This window comes from Alteribacter natronophilus, from assembly GCF_006007885.1.
In the GTDB taxonomy this organism is placed as follows: Bacteria; Bacillota; Bacilli; order Bacillales; family Salisediminibacteriaceae; genus Alteribacter; species Alteribacter natronophilus.
This window is the reverse complement of the sequence record NZ_VCRO01000002.1, coordinates 538,015-557,533: the sequence shown is the minus strand read 5'-3', so window position 1 is coordinate 557,533 and position 19,519 is coordinate 538,015. Positions and strand designations below refer to the sequence as shown.

Genomic DNA, 19,519 nt, shown 5'->3' with positions numbered 1-19,519 from the left:
CTGAGTTTATCAGAGTTGAGGAGCCGACGCAACACTATTTCTGCGGTTGCAGTTTAATTTTCAGACTTTTTCAAAACCCAAGGTGTGAGGTCATATAAGGCTTACTGCAGAGCTTTTTGCAGAGGACTCGTAAATGGCATTAACAATCCTCTGGACTGTGGTTCCATCGGCCGGTGTGGCAAGGGGTCTGCTTTTATCGAGACAGCAGTCAATGAAATGAGTGATCTGCCGCTCATAGCTTGACCCGGAATCTGTTTTCTCCAGGAACGCGGGAGCTGAGTCGAACAACGCGCCGTACCTTTCCTCATACAGGCGGAGCGGTGACGTGTCGGCACCACCTCTGTCGCCAAGCAGCCTGACGTTCAGTGTTTCCTCATCCTGCTGATTGGCAGCAAAGGAGGTTTCGATCACCATGCTCATCCCGTTTTGAAAACGGACCATGCCGGAAGCGAGATCTTCCACATTGTAGTTTTCCGGATCCCACTGCCCCATCAGTCCCGTACCAGGGCGGTTCCCGATCCGCTTATGTGTGGCTCCCATCACTTCAACAGGTTCGGGATAGCCGGTAAGGTAGAGGGCCAGATCCAGCATATGCACTCCAACATCGATGAGAGGGCCGCCTCCCTGGAGCTCTTTTGAAGTAAAGACACCCCACCCGGGAATACCTCTCCTTCTCATCGCCTGAACACTGGTATGATAAATAGAGCCGAGATCCCCTGACTCGATCGCCTTTTTGAGCACCCGGGTTTCCGGATTATAGCGGTGGTGAAACGCGTAGACAAGGTGCCGGCCTGCTCTTTCGGCTGCTTCTTCCATTTCCTCTGCTTCCTCTGCGGTCATGGCCGGAGGTTTTTCACAGAGGACATGACATCCGGCTTCCAGTGATTTGAGTACCATTTCCCGGTGAAACTTATTTGGCGTGCATATACTTACGAGATCCGGCTTTTCCGCTTCAAGCATCGTATCTGCGCAGTCGTAGGCGGCGGGAATATGGAACTCTTCCGCAAATGCTGCCGCTTTTTCATGGGTGCGCGATACGACGGCAGCTATTTCCGTTCTGCTGTCTTTTATGTAAAAAGGCGCATGGGCCCCGCGGGCAATTCCCCCGGGGCCGATGATCGCTGCGCGGAGTTTTGGGCTGGTCATTTTAATAGCCTCCTGTAATACTGTCTGTATTGGACTTTCTCCAGATTAACTTAACGTAAAAAAGGTTCTGTTGCCAGTGGAGCAGAATGATTAAGCCCGGATGTGGTCAATTGTGTTGTTTGTGATTGCCGTGACAGCAATGGTGGATGTAAGTTATGCTTTGTTGAGTGGAGTGGAGCCGGGATGCATCATTACTCCTTGTTTAATCTGGAGTTATGATGCGACTCGCCTTCTATCGTATTAGTTCCACTTCATTTTCCATCGTTTTAATGCAATTCGGCGGTTATCGTATTAAGTTCCTCCCCCTATCTCATCGTTTTAATACAATTTGGCGGTTATCGTTTTAAGTCCCACTCCCTATCCCGTCGTTTTAATACAATTTGGCGTTATCGTATTAAGTTCCTCTCCCTATTCCTTCGTTTTAATACAATTTTGCGGTTATCGTATTAAGTTCCTCTCCCTATTCCTTCGTTTTAATGCAATTTGGCGGTTATCGTATTAAGTTCCTCCCCCTATCTCATCGTTTTAATACAATTTGGCGGTTATCGTATTAAGTCCCACTCCCTACCCCGTCGTTTTAATACAATTCCGCGGTTATCGTATTTAGTTCCACTCACTATCCCATCGTTATGATATGATCCGGCTTCCACCAGTTCTACCCTTGTTTCCAGAATTATTATGTGAACCGCTTCTCTGACCAGATAATATATAGTTACGTATAAAGCAAAAAACCTCCGCCGGTGTAACGGCAGAGGTTTTTGTATCAGCATAGATTTACTTTTTACCAAGGTGGTAGAAAGCGTCGCGGCCTGCATAGCGGCCGATTCCGTCGAGCTCGTCTTCAATGCGGAGGAGCTGGTTGTACTTCGCTACGCGGTCTGTACGTGACGGTGCACCTGTTTTAATCTGACCGGCGTTTGTTGCAACGGCAATGTCAGCAATTGTGCTGTCTTCTGTCTCACCGGAACGGTGGGAGATAACAGAAGTGTAGCCGGAACGCTTCGCAAGCTCGATCGCTTCAAACGTTTCTGTAAGTGTACCGATCTGGTTCACTTTGATCAGGATGGAGTTGCCCACACCCTGCTCGATGCCCTGGGAAAGCTTGTTTGTGTTTGTAACAAACAGATCGTCACCGACGAGCTGTACTTTGTCGCCCAGTGCGTCAGTAAGTTTCTTGAATCCGTCCCAGTCGTTCTCGTCAAGGCCGTCTTCAATGGAAACGATCGGATACTTGGAGCAGAGGTCCTCGTAGTAGGAAACCATTTCCTCGGAAGTTTTGACAACACCTTCACCTTTAAGGTTGTATTTACCGTCTTCGTAGATTTCGGAAGCGGCAACGTCCATGGCAAGAAGAATGTCTTCGCCAGGCTTGTAGCCTGCTTTTTCAACAGCTTCCATGATGGTGGAAAGGGCTTCTTCGTTGGAGGAAAGGTTAGGAGCGAATCCGCCTTCGTCACCAACAGCCGTGTTGTACCCTTTTGCACCGAGTACTTTCTTCAGGTTGTGGAAAACTTCCGCACCCATGCGAAGGGCGTCTGTGAACGTTTCAGCCCCTACAGGCATGATCATGAATTCCTGGATGTCCACGTTGTTGTCCGCGTGCTCACCGCCGTTAAGGATGTTCATCATCGGCGTTGGTAGAGTACGTGCGTTGAACCCGCCAAGATAAACATAAAGCGGAAGACCAAGTGCTTCTGCGGCAGCACGTGCAACAGCCATGGATACACCAAGAATGGCGTTGGCCCCCAGTTTACCTTTGTTTTCTGTACCGTCGAGAGCGATCATAAGCTGGTCAATTCCAGCCTGGTCTACAGCATCGTAGCCCACAAGCTCAGGAGCGATAATTTCGTTCACGTTTTCAACTGCCTGGGAGACACCTTTACCCATCCAGGCATCGCCTCCGTCACGCAGCTCAACCGCTTCGTATTCACCAGTGGATGCACCACTTGGTACAAGTGCACGGCCGAGAGCGCCGCTTTCTGTTGTTACTTCCACTTCTACAGTCGGGTTCCCGCGGGAATCCAGTACCTGACGTGCGTATACATCAATAATTGCTGTCATAAGTCAAACACTCCTTATTTTTTCAGGTTTTTGAAGAACCAAAAAACGTATTCGTTCCTGCATGTGCGTTTACCTGCCGGAAACACGTTACTTTTTGATTAATGTTTTCCCGGTCATTTCTTCCGGTTTGTCCACACCGAGCAGATTGAGCATGGTTGGTGCCAGATCGCCAAGAACCCCGTCTTCGCGAAGGGCATTTTGCTGGTTGGTAACGATCACCGGAACCGGATTCGTCGTGTGGGCTGTCATCGGGCCGCCTTCAGGAGTTTCGATCTCGTCGGAGTTTCCATGGTCGGCTGTAATAATGGCATTACCGCCTTTTTCGTGGATTTTTTCCACAACACGTCCGAGACATTCGTCCACAGCCTCAATCGCTTTTACCGTCGGCTCCATTTTCCCGGAGTGGCCGACCATATCCGGGTTCGCGAAGTTCAGGATGATCACATCGTGCTTGTCCTGATTAATTTCGCTGAGGAGAGCATCTGTTACTTCATAGGCGCTCATTTCCGGCTTCAGATCATAAGTGGCCACTTTGGGTGAATCGATCAGCACTCGCTCCTCGCCTTCAAACTTCTCCTCGCGTCCGCCGCTGAAGAAGAATGTAACGTGGGGATATTTTTCCGTCTCCGCAATCCGGAGCTGGTTCAGCCCCGCTTCGGATACGACTTCCCCGAGTGTATTCGCCAGGTTCTGGGGCTCGAAAGCCACATAGCCGTTTACCGTTTCACTGAAGTGGGTCAGGGTGACGTAGTGGACATCTTTTGGAAACCTGTGCCCTTTGTCAAAACCCTTGAACTCATCATTTGTGAAGACCTGGGACATCTGGATCGCACGGTCCGGTCGGAAGTTGAAGAAAATGATGCCGTCTCCGTCCTGAATCGTGCCTACCGGCGTCTCTCCGTCCTCTTTCGTCATTACAGAAGGGAGCAGGAACTCGTCGTGGATGTCATTTTTATAGGAATCCTCAAGTGCTTCGATGGCGCTTTGGTATTTCAGACCTTCACCGTAAACCATGGCGCGGTAGGATTTTTCAACCCGGTCCCATCGCTTGTCACGGTCCATCGCATAATAGCGCCCCTGGATCGAAGCAATTTCACCGAGCCCGAGTTCTTTCATCCGCTCTTCCGTTTCACGGATGTACTTCTCCGCTGACTGGGGGCCAACATCCCGGCCATCAAGAAAACCGTGGAGATAGACTCGTTCAATCCCTTTCTTCTTCGCCATTTCAAGCAGGGCAAACATGTGATTGATGTGGCTGTGGATGCCTCCATCCGACAGGAGCCCATAGATATGAAGGCTTTTATCATTTTCTTTCACATAATTCATAGCGTCCATAAACGTCTGGTTTGCCGCGAACTCCCCTTCACGGATACTCATGTTCACCCGGGTGAGACTCTGGTAAACAACGCGTCCTGCACCGATGTTCAGATGGCCGACTTCAGAGTTCCCCATCTGGCCTTCGGGAAGCCCAACAGCTTCCCCGGACGCTTCAAGCGTGGCGTGGGGATACTCATCCCAGTAGCGGTCAAAATTCGGCTTTTCCGCTTTTTTTACTGCGTTTCCCTTTGTTTCGTCTCGCAGCGCAAAACCATCAAGGATGATTAAGGCAGTCGGTTTCTTACTCATTTCCCGCCTCCACAAGCTGTAAAAAGGATTGTGGATCAAGGCTTGCTCCACCTACAAGGGCACCGTCAATATCGGATTTTCCGAGAAGTTCATTAATGTTGGCCGGTTTTACACTGCCGCCGTACTGAATGCGGACGGCTTGGGCTGCATCTTCTGAAAAACGGGATTTAACAACTTCGCGGATGACTGCGCACGTATCGTTTGCGTCGTCGGCAGAAGCTGTTTTTCCCGTGCCGATCGCCCAGATTGGTTCGTAGGCAATAACAGTCTTTTTGACCTGCTCGTCAGTAAGGCCGTTCAGTGCTTTTTCAACCTGCTCCGTTACCACCTGGGCTGTTTCATCCGCTTCTTTCTGTTCAAGGGATTCTCCTACGCAGACGATTGGCGTCAGGTTATGCTTAAATGATGCGTGGACTTTCTGGTTCACACTCTCATCTGTTTCCCCGAACAGTTCACGGCGCTCGGAATGTCCGAGTACAACATAGCTTACTCCGATATCGGCAAGTGCTTCCGGGCTTGTTTCTCCTGTGAATGCACCGCTTTCTTCAAAGTACATGTTCTGTGCTCCGATTTTAAGGTCTGTTCCTTCTGTTTCGTTAACGAGTGCGTCAAGGAAAAGAGCAGGAGAGCATACGACTGCGTCTACTGTTTCCGTTGAAGGAATCAGGCCTTTAATTTCCTGGGTAAAATCAAGCGCTTCACGCTTTGTTTTATTCATCTTCCAGTTTCCTGCAATGATTGGTTTACGCATTTTCAAGCCTCCTGTATTTGAATGGCTGTTTAATATTCCCGATGCAGTCTCCGCTTCGGCTGCCGCTTTCCGCGGGCAGGGCTTCAGCCTCCTCGGGAAGGGCCCCCTGCGGGGTCTTCCGCTCCTGCTTTTCCCGCAGGAGTCGGCCGCCTGCGCTCCACTCTTTTAAAAAAGCATGAGGCGATAATACAGCGGCAGCCTGCAACTTGGGTCAGCTCCGGTGTGTCTGCTTATTTATCGTTCAGTGCGACGACGCCAGGCAGGTCTTTGCCTTCCATAAATTCAAGGGAGGCACCGCCGCCTGTGGAGATGTGATCCATGCGGTCCGCCATACCGAACTTTTCAACTGCAGCTGCGGAGTCACCGCCGCCGATCACTGTGTACGTGTTCTCTGCGCTGGCAAGAGCTTCGCCCACAGCCTTAGTACCGTTGGCAAATGTTTCGAGTTCGAATACACCCATCGGTCCGTTCCACATGGCAAGTCTGGATGAAGAAATGACTTCTGCGAATGTTTCACGGGTTTTCGGTCCGATATCAAGACCTTCCCAGTCCGACGGAATGCTGTCGATGGCCACAACCTGGGTGTTTGCGTCTTCGCCGAAATCATCGGCAACAACAATATCTTCAGGCATATAAAGGTTAACGCCGTTTTTCTCGGCTTTTGCCATGAACTCTTTTGCAAGATCAATCTTATCTTCTTCAAGAAGAGATTTCCCAATTTCATAGCCGCGTGCTTTGATAAACGTGTAGGCAAGTCCGCCGCCGATGATGAGGTTGTCCACTTTATCGAGAAGATTTTCGATGACCCCGATTTTATCCTTCACTTTTGCACCGCCGATGATGGCTGTGAACGGGCGCTCAGGCTCTGAAAGGGCTTTTCCGAGAACATCAAGTTCTTTTTCCATCAGCAGACCTGCCACAGCTGGAAGGTGGTGAGCCACCCCTTCGGTAGACGCGTGTGCTCGGTGAGCTGCTCCGAATGCATCGTTTACATAAACATCGGCAAGCTCAGCAAAAGCACCGGCAAGCTCAGCGTCGTTCTTTTCCTCGCCTGCTTCGAAACGGACGTTTTCCAGAAGAACGATATCTCCCTCGCCAAGCTGTTCGATAGCTCTTTTCGGTTCATCACCATAGACTTCGTCTGTTTTGAGAACTTCTTTTCCAAGAAGATCACTGAGACGCGCAGCTACAGGGTCAAGGCGGAGTTCTTCCACTGTTTCACCCTTGGGACGGCCAAGGTGGCTGGCAAGGATCACTCTGGCCCCCTCTTCAGTAAGGTACTGAATGGTAGGAAGTGCCGCACGGATACGGGTGTCGTCAGTGACTTCGCCGTCCTTCATAGGCACGTTAAAGTCAACACGGCAAAAAACCCGTTTACCCTTAAGGTCGAGGTCACGAATTGATTTTTTGTTCATGAAGATGGCCTCCTCATACACTTGTATTTTTGACCGGCGATGCCGGAATCGCTTCAGGCTTGCGCTTTCCGCTGGTAACGCCGGAGTCGCCGCCTTGCGCTTCTTATTGGGTTGATAACCAATACAGTTGAAAATAGTTAAGTAAGGATGAAAGAGGAAAGCGGAGCAGTTCCGTTTCCTCTTTCGGAATATTGATGTGGAATCGCGGGAGGCTTACAGGCCTTTTTGAGCCATGTATTCAACAAGGTCAACAACGCGGCTGGAGTAGCCCCACTCGTTGTCATACCAGGAGATCACTTTTACCATGTTGCCTTCCATAACCATAGTGGAAAGAGCATCGATTGTGGAAGACTCAGGGTTTCCGTTGTAGTCACCGGATACGAGCGGCTCTTCGCTGTAACCGAGTACGCCTTTAAGGTCACCTTCAGCAGCTTCTTTAAACGCAGCGTTTACTTCTTCTGCTGTTACTTCTTTGTCAAGCTCGGCTACAAGGTCAACAAGGGATACGTTTGGTGTAGGAACACGCATCGCACCGCCGTTAAGCTTGCCTTTAAGCTCAGGAAGTACAAGTGCTACTGCTTTTGCAGCACCAGTGGTAGTAGGGATGATGTTTTCAGCTGCTGCACGGGCACGACGGTAGTCCTTGTGAGGAAGATCAAGGATCTGCTGATCGTTCGTGTAGGAGTGAACAGTTGTCATCATACCGCGGCGGATGCCGAATTTGTCGTTAAGTACTTTTGCAAATGGAGCAAGGCAGTTAGTCGTACATGACGCATTGGATACCACGTGGTGGTTTTCTGCATCGTACTGATTTTCGTTTACACCCATAACAACAGTGATGTCTTCTTCGGATGCCGGTGCAGAGATAATAACTTTCTTTGCTCCTGCTTCGATGTGCTTGGCAGCGTCAGCGCGCTTAGTAAAACGGCCTGTTGATTCCACAACTACCTCAACGCCAAGGTCGCCCCAGCCGAGTTTTGCAGGGTCGCGCTCAGCAAGTACTTTAATTTCCTTGCCGTTTACAACAAGATTGTCGCCGTTTACTTCAACGTTTCCTTCAAGCTTTCCGTGAACAGAGTCGTACTGCAGAAGGTGCGCAAGCATGTCTGCGTCTGTAAGGTCATTTACAGCCACCACTTCCACATTGTCGTTGTTTAATGCTGAACGGAACACGTTACGTCCGATTCGTCCGAAACCATTGATACCGATTTTTGTTGCCATAATAATAGCTCCTCCTTAAGTTGGTAAAGAAAGTTTTATATTTCAAAGGGTATTCCCCTTGATTCACATATTAAAAGCCTTTTTTCAGGCCTTGTCCGCTTTTCCCAGTATGGTCTTCGCGGCCCCTTCGTCCGTGACAAGAACTTCGCTCGGCCCCTGCTTCATGTAGGCGCGGATCGCATCTCCTTTTGACGATCCTCCGGCTACTGCAATTACGTTTGGCAGAGCAGCCAGATCTTCCATTTGAAGTCCGATCGTAAGCACTTTATGGATAATATCCCCGCTATGATCGAAATAATAACCAAACGCTTCTGCTGCCGCCTTTTTTCTCTGGAGCTTGTCAATAACGTCTGCCGGGGACTGCCTGCGCTCGGCCATCGTTTCTGCTTCCCCGATCCCGTGAACAACCATTGTTGCAGACCGTATAAGACTGAGTATTTCCCGAACGGAAGGTTCTTCAATCAGGGACTTATACGATCCCTGTCCCAGCTGGTCGGGGACGTGAAGCAGCCGGTACCTGCCGGAGGCTCTTTGGGCCATCTCGGCGCAGATAGTGTTGGCCTGGTTTTCCACCTGTTCCCCCAGCCCGCCGCGAGCCGGTACAAACAGTGCCTCCCGGAAACCGGCATCCGGTACCATCATCTCAGCCACCGCGGAAATGGAGGTCCCGCCGGTTACGGCAATAACGTCGCTTTCAGACAGGTTTTTTTTCATAAAGGAAACACAGGCGCGTCCCATTTCTTTTTTGACCCAGGGAAAATCATCACTGTCCCCTGGAACAATTACGACCTGTTTGAGCTGAAAAAGAGAAGCCAGCTGTTTTTCCATGGTGCTTAAATCAAACGTCTCTTTCATGACTTCTTCCAGCTGAACAAGTAAATTGTGCCCTTCTTCTGTCAGGGTCATTCCTGAAGTGGCAACGTTCAGGAGGCCCTGATCCTTGAGGAACATCACTTCACTTCTGAGCACACGCTCACTCATCTCCAGACTTGCTGCCAGGTTTCGTCTGCCAATCGGCTGCATTAACCGGACGAAGCGGAGAATCCGATATCTCATGCCCATCGTGTCCACGAGTTCGGGAAGCAGCTTTTTTTGAATATCCAGCAGTCGGTTCATAGGCTGCAGCTCCTTTTTTAATTTGTCCGTTTATATGTAACGATCCCCGGGCATAGTGAAACGAGCGAATACGCATAGCTCGGGATCGGGACACAAATAGTCCCTCATAGACATATTATGTCCCAACAGGTCGAAAAAAAAGATCCTTTTTCCTGCAATATGGAAATGATCTGCGGAAAATCGTTTTACGACTTTCCAAAGTCATTGTAGCAAGTAAAGAATCCTGATTCAAGAATTATATTGTTAACAGTTTGTTCAGATTATGTTTCAGCGTTTCCGTTGAAAGAATTCCTTCATCGAGAACCGCTCCGTTTTCAGCTTCCACCACCGGAATGCGGATCTGGTATTTTTCAAGATCGGCTTCATTGCGGTAAATGTCCACTTCCTCCACCTGAAAGCTGTACTCTTCCTGAAGGGAAAGAAGAAGAGCAAGACCGCCCTCACAGAGAGGGCAGTCTTTTTTTGTGTAAAAAGTAAGTGTTGTTTTCATGGTACATATCCTTTCCGGTCTATGCGTATCGTTTCCTTCTGGACGAGGAAGGAATGTGCATTTCATCACGGTACTTCGCTACTGTTCTGCGGGAGACATGAATGCTGTATTCCGATTTCAGCAGATCGGCAAGCTTCTGATCCGACAGAGGTTTATTTTTTGATTCCTGATCGATCAGGCGCTTCAAATAGATCTTCACCTTCTCGGAAGAATCTCCATCACCTTCTGCAGAACCTCCGCCTACACCGGAAGTAAAGAAATACTTAAGTTCAAACACGCCCTGGGGCGTCTGAACGTATTTTCTTGAGGTGGCACGGGAAACGGTTGACTCGTGTACATCCACCTCTTCGGCAATCTGCCTCAGGGTGAGCGGCTTCAGATGACCCGCCCCTTCGTCCAGAAAAGCTTCCTGACGTGAAACGATCGCTTCCGTTACTTTACGGAGGGTTTCCTGACGCTGGGCAATGCTTTTTATAATCCATTCCAGCTGTTCTTTTTTCTGCTTCAGATAGTCATTCAGCTCCGCATCCTTCTGCTGAAGCATCTTCTCATAATTGCGGTTCATGTGCACCTTCGGAAGATAGTGGTCGTTCAGCAGAACTTCGTACCGGCCTTCGACTTTCCTTACGGTCATATCCGGCGTAACGTATTCGGCAGGCTCATCGTAAAACGCAGCGCCCGGTTTTGGATTCAGCGTCTGGATCAGATCGGCGACACTCTGTACATCCTGAAGAGTGACCCCTTCCTGCTTTGCGATCTTTTTATACTGCCGGCCGGCGAGAAGATCAAGATCGTGCTCTACAACCCGCTCTGCAAGGGGGTCGCGGTTCTCAAGCCGTCTGAGCTGCAGAAGCAGACAGTCTTTAAGTGACAGGGCTCCGACACCTGACGGTTCAAGACTCTGCAGGATATAAAGGGCCGCCTGGGTATCCTCTTCCGTTTCATTCAGCTCTTCGGCAAACGTTTCAATGCCGTAGGGCAAATAGCCGTTTTCATCCACATTAAGCGCGAGATACACAACAATCCGACGCTGCTGATCAGCAATATCGAGAAACCTGATCTGATGAAGCAGTGCGTCCTGCAGCCCTTCTGTCCGGCTGCTTACATTATCTATAGGAGAATAAACATCATCCGAATCGTGATGGCTGTTACGGTTATCATACTGCGGTGTCTGAAGGTTCATACTGTCCCGGACGAGCTCTTCACGTGCCCGGTCCTCCTTCAGTTCAATAAGCGGATTTTCAAGCTGCTGTTCGTGTAAATAATGATTTAAGTCCAGCGCAGAGTACTGCAGGATCGTAATCGCCTGCCTCAGCTCGTTTGTCATTACAAGTTTCATTGTCTGCTGCTGGTAAAGCCCTAAATCCATATTCATCATGAGGTAAAACCTCCCTCACTTCAGTATACATGATGTGACAAAGTGTTGAAACAACCGCTCGGTCTCTAATGCGGCACGGGTTTATTCTATCATATAATGTATGCGCTTTCCCTCTGTAATATCTGTAAGTTAAAGGTCCGGGTGAGCAGGCGTTGCCTGTCCGGAGCAGTGATTTGTTTGACTTGCTCTATTATTGAGGATAAGGTGTTTGAACAGGCGTGGATTAGGCTATCATGAAAAGTGTCGATTTATTTATCACTTACATAGGGCGTAATTATTTGACCTTCATTGACCATTGCGGTTATGATAAAGGTACCTTCATCAGGAAAAATACGCCGTTAAAAAAGACCAGAGGAGGATTTTACATGAACTTAATTCCTACAGTAATTGAACAGACAAACCGGGGAGAACGTGCATACGATATTTACTCCCGCCTGCTTAAAGACCGTATCATCATGCTCGGATCCGGAATTGATGACAACGTGGCCAACTCCATCGTTGCCCAGCTTCTGTTCCTTGCAGCAGAAGATCCGGAGAAAGACATTTCACTTTACATTAACAGCCCGGGCGGATCCATCACCTCAGGTATGGCGATCTATGATACGATGCAGTTCATCGCGCCGAAGGTACAGACAATCTGTATCGGAATGGCAGCCAGCATGGGCGCCTTCCTTCTCGCTGCCGGTGAACCCGGGAAACGTTTTGCCCTTCCAAACAGTGAAGTCATGATTCACCAGCCGCTCGGCGGCACCCAGGGTCAGGCTTCCGATATCGAAATTCATGCCAAGCGTATTCTTGAAATGCGCGAAAAGCTGAATCAGATCCTTGCGGAACGTACCGGCCAGCCTCTTGAAGTCATTCAGCGCGACACAGACCGCGACAACTTCATGACAGCTGAATCTGCCAAGAAGTACGGTCTGATCGATGACGTAATGGCAAAAAAACCTGAGTAACTGATATTCTCTGTACACCACGAACGGGGTACCCCATGAAGGTTCAAACCTTCGGGGCACCCCGTTTTTTTGAATTCGGCTGCTGTGAAAACGGTTGCTCAGACCGTTACACTATTCCTCTTTCTCAACAAACTCCTTAAGTGCTGCCATGGCTTCCTCTTCGTCGCTGCCTTTAGCCGTGAGGGAAATGGACTTCCCTGCTCCGACAGCCAGACTCATAATCCCCATAATGCTTTTTGCATTCACCTTTTTGCCGTCCCGCTCGATAAAGATTTCAGATGTGAAGCGGTTTGCTTCCTGGACAAAAAGTGCTGCCGGCCGGGCCTGAAGTCCTGATTTTCTTTTTACCGTTACGTTTTCTTCGATCATGTCTCTTCCTCCCTTTTCCCCGTTTATCTGATTTATTTTTTGTGAGCCTGGCTAGCCGCCGGCCCGTTTTTCCGCTCTTAGCAGGTTTCACCTGTCTCTCGCAGGGGTTTAGTTGTACTATTTTGGGTTTACTTGTACTTAGCCGAATTGGTCCGCTCTTAGCAGGTTTTACCTGTTCCTGAGTGCTGCCGCCCCCGCCTCCCATAGACGGGCTAGTACAGCGCTTTCATATAAGGGCGGGAAAAGGGACAGCCGTTACGGCTGCACCTTCTCGCCTGCTCTCAGCTTCATAGCGTACTCGTCTATTTTCCGGAGGCGGTGGTTAACGCCTGATTTGCTCACTTTGCCGCTTTCCACCATTTCCCCAAGTTCCTTAAGTGTTACGTCCTGATGATTTACCCGGAGTTCTGCAATTTCACGAAGCTTGTCCGGGAGCACTTCAAGACCTACTTCCGCCTTAATGAATTTAATATTTTCCACCTGCCGGAGTGCGGCTCCGACTGTTTTATTCAGGTTTGCGGTCTCGCAGTTTACGAGACGGTTAACGGAGTTCCGCATGTCCTTCATAATCCGTACGTCCTCAAAACGCAGCAGGGACTGATGGGCCCCGATCACGTTAAGAAAGTCACTGATCCGCTCCCCCTCTTTCAGATAAAGGATGAACCCTTTCTTCCGTTCGAGCATTTTGGCATTCAGGTGGAAGTGGTTCATCAGTCTCCTGAGTGAATCGTTATGCTCCTCATAAAGAGAGAAGATCTCAAGGTGATAGGAAGACGTCTCGGGGTGGTTTACGGAACCCCCGGCAAGAAATGCACCTCTCAGGTAAGCCCGCTTGCAGCAGTCCGAGTCGATGAGATCCGGTGAAATTTCACGGGTAAAGGTAAATGCCTCATCCATGATTTTCAGTTCTTCAAGGAGCATCATCGCTTCCCGGGAGATCCTGACGACGTACACATTATTTTTTTTCAGTCTCATCTTTTTACGGACGAGAAGTTCTGCATGCAGGGGAAAACACGATTTAATCAGTGAATAGATCCGCCTTGCAATCGCAGCATTCTCGGTCTGAATATCGAGAATAAGCTGTTTGTTTCCAAATGACAGAGAGCCGTTCATCCGTATCAGTGCGGCCAGTTCCGCCTTCCTGCAGCACTGGTCCACTTCAAGCTGGGTAAGCTCCTTTTTTGTCATGGAAGCAAAGGACATATGCCCCACCCCCGACGCAGTCAGCTCTGCTGTCCAAAATGCTGACTGCCAATATAATTTAAGCTGTCCGGATGCACGTTACAGCATACTCACAAGCCTCTGTGACACTTTGCCCGCATCGTGCCTTAACAGTTGATTATTAAAGTATAACAGTTCATCCCCGATCACTTCCACTGCCAATGTTTTCAGACGGTCGGCGTCCACTTTTACTTCCATGGCACCTTCTCCCGCATAACGTTCGGCATAGGAATGGGGAATCGGCTGGGTGTTAACCAGAATTTTATCAAGCAGGTCATCTCCGACATGGTCCACGAGAGCCTGAACATGATCGCCGGCTGTAAAGTGATCGGTTTCACCCGGCTGGGTCATAACATTGCAGATGTAGACCTTTTCCGCTTTGGCCTGCTTGATGGCCCGGGTAATGCCGGGTACGAGAAGGTTCGGCAGAATGGAGGTGTAGAGGCTGCCGGGGCCGATCACGATCAGGTCCGCCTGCTCAATGGCTTGAACCGAGTCGGCAAGGGCCGATACATCCGCAGGTTCGAGAAACACACGTTTGATCCGCTTTCCTGCCTGGGGTATTTTTGACTCCCCCTCCACAAGGGATCCGTCTTCCATTTCCGCATGCAGCACGATACTCTGGTTTGCTGCCGGAAGTACTTTCCCTTTCACGTTCAGTACGCGGCTCAGCACCTGCACCCCTCTTGCAAAGTCACCGGTTATGGATGTCATTCCGGCAAGCAGGAGATTTCCAAGTGAGTGACCGGTAAGGCCGTTTCCATTCTCAAAACGATGCTGGAACAGTTCCTCAACTATCGGCTCCACTTCGGAAAGGGCCACAAGAACATTTCTCACATCCCCCGGAGGAGGAATATCCAGTTCCTTTCGCAATCGCCCCGAGCTCCCCCCATCATCAGCAACTGTAACAATCGCTGTGATGTCTACGGGAAACGATTTAAGCCCTCTCAGCAGAACGGATAATCCGGTTCCGCCTCCCAGGATGACGATATTGGCTTTCTTCAACCTTCTTTACGCCCCTTCTCAACATCCCGGTGGGTTACATAGGTCATGTAACCGTGATCGGCAATCTTCTTTTTAAAGTATTCAGCCAGAGTAACAGACCGGTGTTTCCCGCCTGTACAGCCGATGGCCACCACAAGCTGGCTTTTCCCTTCTCGCTTATAGTGGGGAAGCATGTAGGTAAGAAGGTCTTCAAGCTTGCTGTTAAACTGCTGAGTCTCCGTCCATTTCAGTACATAGTCGGACACTTCCTTATCGAGCCCGGTTTTCGGACGCATATGGTCAATGTAGTGCGGATTCGGCAGGAATCTTACATCGAATACGAGATCCGCATCAATCGGGATGCCGTGTTTGAATCCGAATGACAGAACCTGAACGGCAAACACCTGTTTTTCGGGTGAGGTGAACCGCTCAATAATTTTTTCCCTGAGAGCAAGTGGTTTCAGCTCGCTCGTGTCGAGAATATACTGGGCCTGCCCTTTCAGTTCATCGAGCATGGACCGCTCCAGTTTTATTCCCTCAAGCGGCGATCCGTCACCTGCGAGCGGGTGAGAACGGCGGGTTTCCTTGTACCTCCGGACGAGCACATCATCCTTGGCATCCAGAAACAGTATCTGTGGATTTACGTCCACTTCCGAACTGAGAAGATTGATCGTTTCAAAAAGTTCGTCAAAGAAATCCCGTCCACGCAGGTCAATGACGAATGCCACTTTATTCATTTTCCCCCCTGAGTTTTCAATCAGGTCGATAAATTTCGGAATAAGTGCCGGCGGCAGATTGTCCACGCAGAAATAGCCGAGGTCCTCAAAACTCTGTACGGCTACCGTCTTCCCGGCTCCGGACATTCCCGTAATGATGACAATTTCCATCTCGTCACCGTGCAAGTTCTCCTGTTTCTCTCTATTTTCAGTCATACTCCTCACCTCTCCCAGGTTCAGCTTTTATTTAAATCGCCTCTGTAACGCTTATTGTTAAGCTGTTTTCGGAATGATTGTTGTTTTATTCCGCTGCAGGCGGACGCTTTCACCACAGGCACAAGTACGACATCCGTTCATGCTTCACGGTGTCTTCTATGCCGCGGGCATCACTTCAGCCTCCTCGGGAAAAACGCCCTGCTGGGTCTTCAGCTTATGCTATTCCCGCTGGAGTCGCCGCCTTTCGCTGCATAATTAATTTGGTCAATAACAACAATCTATACGAACACAGCCTATTGTTAAGAGCCTATTCTTTCTCCGGATCCAGCTGATACGAGAGAAGCCGGTACTCTCTCGAATAGACAAAGGTGCCGTAAATGAGCCCCTCGTGATTCAGAATATGGTCAAAGAAGTAATGGTCTCCTGGTGCCATCGGCAGATTCTTAATGTTTTCCTGACGCTGCCACTCAAGGTGACCTTCAGGAGACTGTTCAAGTAGGGTGCCGCTGTAATTCTCCGCGTAGAACGTAAACAGCATCCATTCATCCACCGTTTCCCCGTCTTCTTCAATCACCACCGTGAAAACACCCCGGAGTGTCGGGGCATGCAGATCGATGCCCGTTTCTTCCTTATATTCACGAACCGCACTTTCTTTGACAGATTCTCTTGTTTCCATTTTACCGCCTGGTGCCACCCACCAGCCTCTGCTCGGCTTCCGGAGCATGAGCACCTGGTCCTGGTCGCGCAAAATACAGTTTGATACCCGTCTCATCGGGTTCACCTCAATCTTTCATGGCCTGTTCAGGCGCAACTCCCCGAACAATGCTCTGATTTATGGTTTGTTTTCGGAAGGTTAGCTGTTCTATGACGCTGCAGGTGGACGCTTTCCGCCCCAATATCAATTTATAGCAGCAGTCTGTACGAAAAGAGCCTATGGCTTTATATGCCGGAATGTATGATCATTTTTTCACAATGAATACTCTCAGATATATATCTGCTCTTTATTATACTATATTATGCCGACTGAACCAATGGAACGACAGGAGAATGCGTTCATCAGAACGGCAGGAGAAGAGGTGATCTGCAGCCGTCCTGCGTAATGAGGAGACCGGAAAAAAGGCAAAAAAAGGGGCACAGACAGCGAACGTCTGTGCCAAAATATATAAAAGGGGGTCAATTACTTATTATCTATATTACCCCTCCTGTGTTGCATAATTGTTACAGAGCGATTAAGACGGAGTTACGAAGCACGCATAGCGTCTGACTTCGCCCCCCCGGCACACACGTATACAGAACGCAAAAAACCGCACTCCAGTTCCATCTCTCCGGAGTGCGGCTGTTTCAGTTTATGACTGGCCGGCTTTTTCCTCTGCCAGCTCTTCTGCGAGGTTTTCCACGTAATGCTGGATGGACTGGGCAGCGATACTGCCGTCGCCTGTAGCTGTAACGATCTGACGAAGCGTTTTTTCCCGTACATCCCCGGCTGCGTAAATACCCGGAATTTTCGTCTCCATCTCGTCATTCGTTTCCACATAGCCGTCTTCGTTCGTGATGCCGATATTTTTAAACGGCTCATTCAGCGGCAGCATGCCGATATAAATGAACACACCGTCTGTGCTGAATTCTCGTTCGGAACCGTCTTTCGTACTGACAAGCGTGACGCTGCCCACTTTGCCGTCCTTATCGTTGATCTCTTTTACTGTCGTATCCCAGATAAAGTCGATCTTTTCGTTGGCAAAGGCACGGTCCTGAAGAATCTTCTGGGCGCGCAGTTTGTCACGGCGGTGCACAACGGTCACCTTGCTCGCAAAACGGGTCAGGTAGACCGCTTCCTCAACAGCAGAGTCACCTCCGCCTACTACGACGAGTTCCTTATCCTTAAAGAACGCACCGTCACATACGGCACAGTAGGATACACCGCGGCCGCTCAGTTCCTTTTCGCCTGGAACGCCCAGTGCCTTATATTCCGCACCGGTCGCGATAATTATCGAACGGGTTTTTAACTCACCGTTTCCAAGCACGATGCGCTTGTATTCTTTTCCGTCCACGATTTCTTTTACATCACCGTATTTATATTCCGCACCGAACTTCTGAGAGTGTTCGAACATTTTTGTGGAGAGGTCTGGGCCGAGAATGCTGTCATATCCCGGGTAGTTTTCCACATCCTCTGTGTTGGCCATCTGACCGCCCGGCATACCGCGCTCGATCATTACGGTGGACAGGTTGGCACGGGACGTGTAGACAGCCGCTGTCATGCCGGCAGGTCCTGCTCCGATAATGACAACATCGTAAATGGTTTCTTCAGTCACAACGTTCACTCCCTTAAAAAACATATTATTCTTTTGCCCGCAGGCATTAATTTCTGTTAGTTGAAAACCACATATATATCCTATGGCAAATGCGCAGTGAAGTCCAAAATCATGCTCACACGTTAGTGTGAGCTTTGACTGTGCTTATTATGAACGGACCGGTTCGGGGCTGAGACCGTACAGGAACCATTCCTGATCCGGAGACTCCACTCCCTGTTCAACCTGCCGGATACACCAGTCCGCAAACCCCTTCTGCTGACTGTCAAACTGGCCAACTCTTCTAAAGAGCTCTGCAGCTTTCGTAACCTTCCCGTTCATCCATGCTGCAACTGCCATCTGGTGGTAAAACCGCGGCCGTTTGGAAAAAGTGTGGCGGCGGCTCAGGCGGTTGAACCATTCGAATGCCCGTTCACTTTCACCGAGATGGAACCACGTTTTCGCCAGATGATAACTGTGCCAGTCATTTACCGGCCGGGCGATTTTAAGCCCCTCCGCGAGCATTTCCCAGCGGCTGTCGCCGGCGTTCTTCAGAAAAACAGCGGCGTTGCACCTTGCCATAAAGCCGGCTTCTTCTTTTTCAAGAAGATCGGAAAGAATTTTCATCGCCTGCTCTGTCTCCCCCTGGGCATGCATGGCTTCAGCCATATAGGCGTACAGCTCCCACTGCGTCGGCTCCTCTGACAGGGAGGTTGTAAGCTCCCGCTCCGCTTCCTCATACCGGCCGCGGTCGAGAAGATCTGCTGCACGCTCCATCCGGCTCTGGGCAAGCTGCTCTTCGGTCTCCTCAGTCTCTTCCAATTCCTCTTCCTCATCTTCAAGCATTTCAAGAAGTGTGGCGGCGTCCTCGGCAAAATCACCCTTCGGATCCAGCCTGAGGTACGTATGAAGATGTTTTACTGCCGTATCAAACTCCCCCGCGTGGGCAAGATTGTTTGCAAGGAAAAAATAGCATTCAGCCATGTTTTCATCAAGGTCGTTAATAACTTTTTCCAGCCATTCATTTGCCTCATCAAACTGGCCTTTTTCCGCAAGCACGATAGCCAGCTGACAGAGAAAAACCGGCTCTTCGGGTTCTATCCGTACAGCGCGGCGGATGTACTGCAGCGCCTGGCCCGTATTTCTGTTCTGGTAAGCTTCGATCCCTTTTTTATAGTAGTATGCACCGTCCTGCCAAAAAGGAAGAACCTGCCCTGTTTTCTGCTTGTTTATATTTCGCACTTAATTGTGCCCCCATTTCACCTTAAAACCTTTTATATCAATGAATAATCGTCAAAAAAACACATAGTCCAGTATAACACGGGGGAAGGGGACATTCTACCCTGTGAGGTATGGTTAACCTTTCCGGAGGTCGGGCTGAGACAGGGCGGAACTAAGGAGAGGAGCGTTCGCTTATTTGTATTTTCGCGTGTAAATCGGGATTTCCGCGCATATCTCCGGATTTTCATGTATAAATTTCCGGCAGGGTACAGGGGACAACTGTTCTCCATCCTTCCCCCCAGTCCTGAACAGCAAAACAGAGCAGGGCAAAAATCAGCCCTGCTCCGCGG

17 protein-coding genes are annotated in these 19,519 nt (G+C 49.7%); 1 reads left to right on the top strand and 16 read right to left on the bottom strand.

From position 1 onward, the window contains the following. Nucleotides 1–90 precede the first annotated feature (90 nt). The 9 genes from FGB90_RS09550 to rpoN all read right to left on the bottom strand — a co-directional run bounded on the left by FGB90_RS09550 (nucleotide 91) and on the right by rpoN (nucleotide 11,204). On the bottom strand, nucleotides 91–1,146 hold the full coding sequence (locus FGB90_RS09550; protein WP_138810587.1) for a Gfo/Idh/MocA family protein: 1,056 nt from the start codon (nucleotides 1,144–1,146) through the stop codon (nucleotides 91–93). 774 nt (nucleotides 1,147–1,920) lie between these two features. Further along, nucleotides 1,921–3,207, bottom strand: a complete 1,287-nt coding sequence (gene eno / locus FGB90_RS09545) for a phosphopyruvate hydratase (RefSeq protein WP_138810586.1) — start codon at nucleotides 3,205–3,207, stop codon at nucleotides 1,921–1,923. Between the two features lie 87 nt (nucleotides 3,208–3,294). Then, nucleotides 3,295–4,833 (bottom strand): 2,3-bisphosphoglycerate-independent phosphoglycerate mutase, encoded by a 1,539-nt coding sequence (gene gpmI / locus FGB90_RS09540; RefSeq protein ID WP_138810585.1) that lies wholly within the window; start codon nucleotides 4,831–4,833, stop codon nucleotides 3,295–3,297. Next, nucleotides 4,826–5,584 (bottom strand): triose-phosphate isomerase, encoded by a 759-nt coding sequence (gene tpiA / locus FGB90_RS09535; RefSeq protein WP_138810584.1) that lies wholly within the window; start codon nucleotides 5,582–5,584, stop codon nucleotides 4,826–4,828. The genes gpmI and tpiA overlap by 8 nt, the downstream gene beginning before the upstream one ends. Before the next feature lie 230 nt (nucleotides 5,585–5,814). Then, nucleotides 5,815–6,999: a phosphoglycerate kinase gene (locus FGB90_RS09530; RefSeq protein WP_138810583.1), complete on the bottom strand. Its 1,185-nt coding sequence runs from the start codon at nucleotides 6,997–6,999 to the stop codon at nucleotides 5,815–5,817. Nucleotides 7,000–7,212: 213 nt separating this feature from the next. After that, nucleotides 7,213–8,220: a type I glyceraldehyde-3-phosphate dehydrogenase gene (gap, locus tag FGB90_RS09525; protein ID WP_138810582.1), complete on the bottom strand. Its 1,008-nt coding sequence runs from the start codon at nucleotides 8,218–8,220 to the stop codon at nucleotides 7,213–7,215. Between the two features lie 84 nt (nucleotides 8,221–8,304). Next, entirely contained in the window at nucleotides 8,305–9,336 is a 1,032-nt protein-coding gene (locus tag FGB90_RS09520; RefSeq protein WP_138810581.1) for a sugar-binding transcriptional regulator, read from the bottom strand. Nucleotides 9,337–9,571: 235 nt separating this feature from the next. Beyond that, nucleotides 9,572–9,826, bottom strand: a complete 255-nt coding sequence (locus FGB90_RS09515; RefSeq protein WP_138810580.1) for a glutaredoxin family protein — start codon at nucleotides 9,824–9,826, stop codon at nucleotides 9,572–9,574. A 19-nt stretch (nucleotides 9,827–9,845) separates the two neighbouring features. Continuing rightward, nucleotides 9,846–11,204 (bottom strand): RNA polymerase factor sigma-54, encoded by a 1,359-nt coding sequence (gene rpoN / locus FGB90_RS09510; protein ID WP_246056123.1) that lies wholly within the window; start codon nucleotides 11,202–11,204, stop codon nucleotides 9,846–9,848. 365 nt (nucleotides 11,205–11,569) lie between these two features. Here rpoN and clpP point away from each other — a divergent pair, with 365 nt between their 5' ends. Further along, a complete protein-coding gene (gene clpP, locus FGB90_RS09505; protein WP_138810579.1) occupies nucleotides 11,570–12,157 on the top strand; it encodes an ATP-dependent Clp endopeptidase proteolytic subunit ClpP in 588 nt (195 codons plus the stop codon). Between the two features lie 111 nt (nucleotides 12,158–12,268). Here the strand turns inward: clpP and FGB90_RS09500 are convergent, their stop codons facing one another. The 7 genes from FGB90_RS09500 to FGB90_RS09470 form a co-directional block, all read right to left on the bottom strand. Beyond that, entirely contained in the window at nucleotides 12,269–12,526 is a 258-nt protein-coding gene (locus tag FGB90_RS09500; protein WP_138810578.1) for an HPr family phosphocarrier protein, read from the bottom strand. Between the two features lie 255 nt (nucleotides 12,527–12,781). Further along, nucleotides 12,782–13,729, bottom strand: a complete 948-nt coding sequence (gene whiA, locus FGB90_RS09495) for a DNA-binding protein WhiA (protein ID WP_138810577.1) — start codon at nucleotides 13,727–13,729, stop codon at nucleotides 12,782–12,784. A 78-nt stretch (nucleotides 13,730–13,807) separates the two neighbouring features. Further along, the gene (locus tag FGB90_RS09490; protein ID WP_138810576.1) at nucleotides 13,808–14,752 is read right to left on the bottom strand and encodes a gluconeogenesis factor YvcK family protein; all 945 of its coding nucleotides are present in this window, start codon (nucleotides 14,750–14,752) and stop codon (nucleotides 13,808–13,810) included. Next, complete coding sequence (rapZ, locus tag FGB90_RS09485) at nucleotides 14,749–15,663, bottom strand: RNase adapter RapZ (RefSeq protein ID WP_138810575.1); 915 nt, start codon at nucleotides 15,661–15,663, stop codon at nucleotides 14,749–14,751. Before rapZ ends, FGB90_RS09490 begins: the two co-directional genes overlap by 4 nt. 307 nt (nucleotides 15,664–15,970) lie before the next feature. Next, a complete protein-coding gene (locus FGB90_RS09480; protein ID WP_138810574.1) occupies nucleotides 15,971–16,435 on the bottom strand; it encodes an 8-oxo-dGTP diphosphatase in 465 nt (154 codons plus the stop codon). A 574-nt stretch (nucleotides 16,436–17,009) separates the two neighbouring features. Next, nucleotides 17,010–17,972, bottom strand: a complete 963-nt coding sequence (gene trxB, locus FGB90_RS09475) for a thioredoxin-disulfide reductase (protein WP_138810573.1) — start codon at nucleotides 17,970–17,972, stop codon at nucleotides 17,010–17,012. A gap of 147 nt (nucleotides 17,973–18,119) precedes the next feature. After that, a complete protein-coding gene (locus FGB90_RS09470; RefSeq protein ID WP_138810572.1) occupies nucleotides 18,120–19,190 on the bottom strand; it encodes a tetratricopeptide repeat protein in 1,071 nt (356 codons plus the stop codon). Between the last annotated feature and the right edge of the window lie 329 nt (nucleotides 19,191–19,519).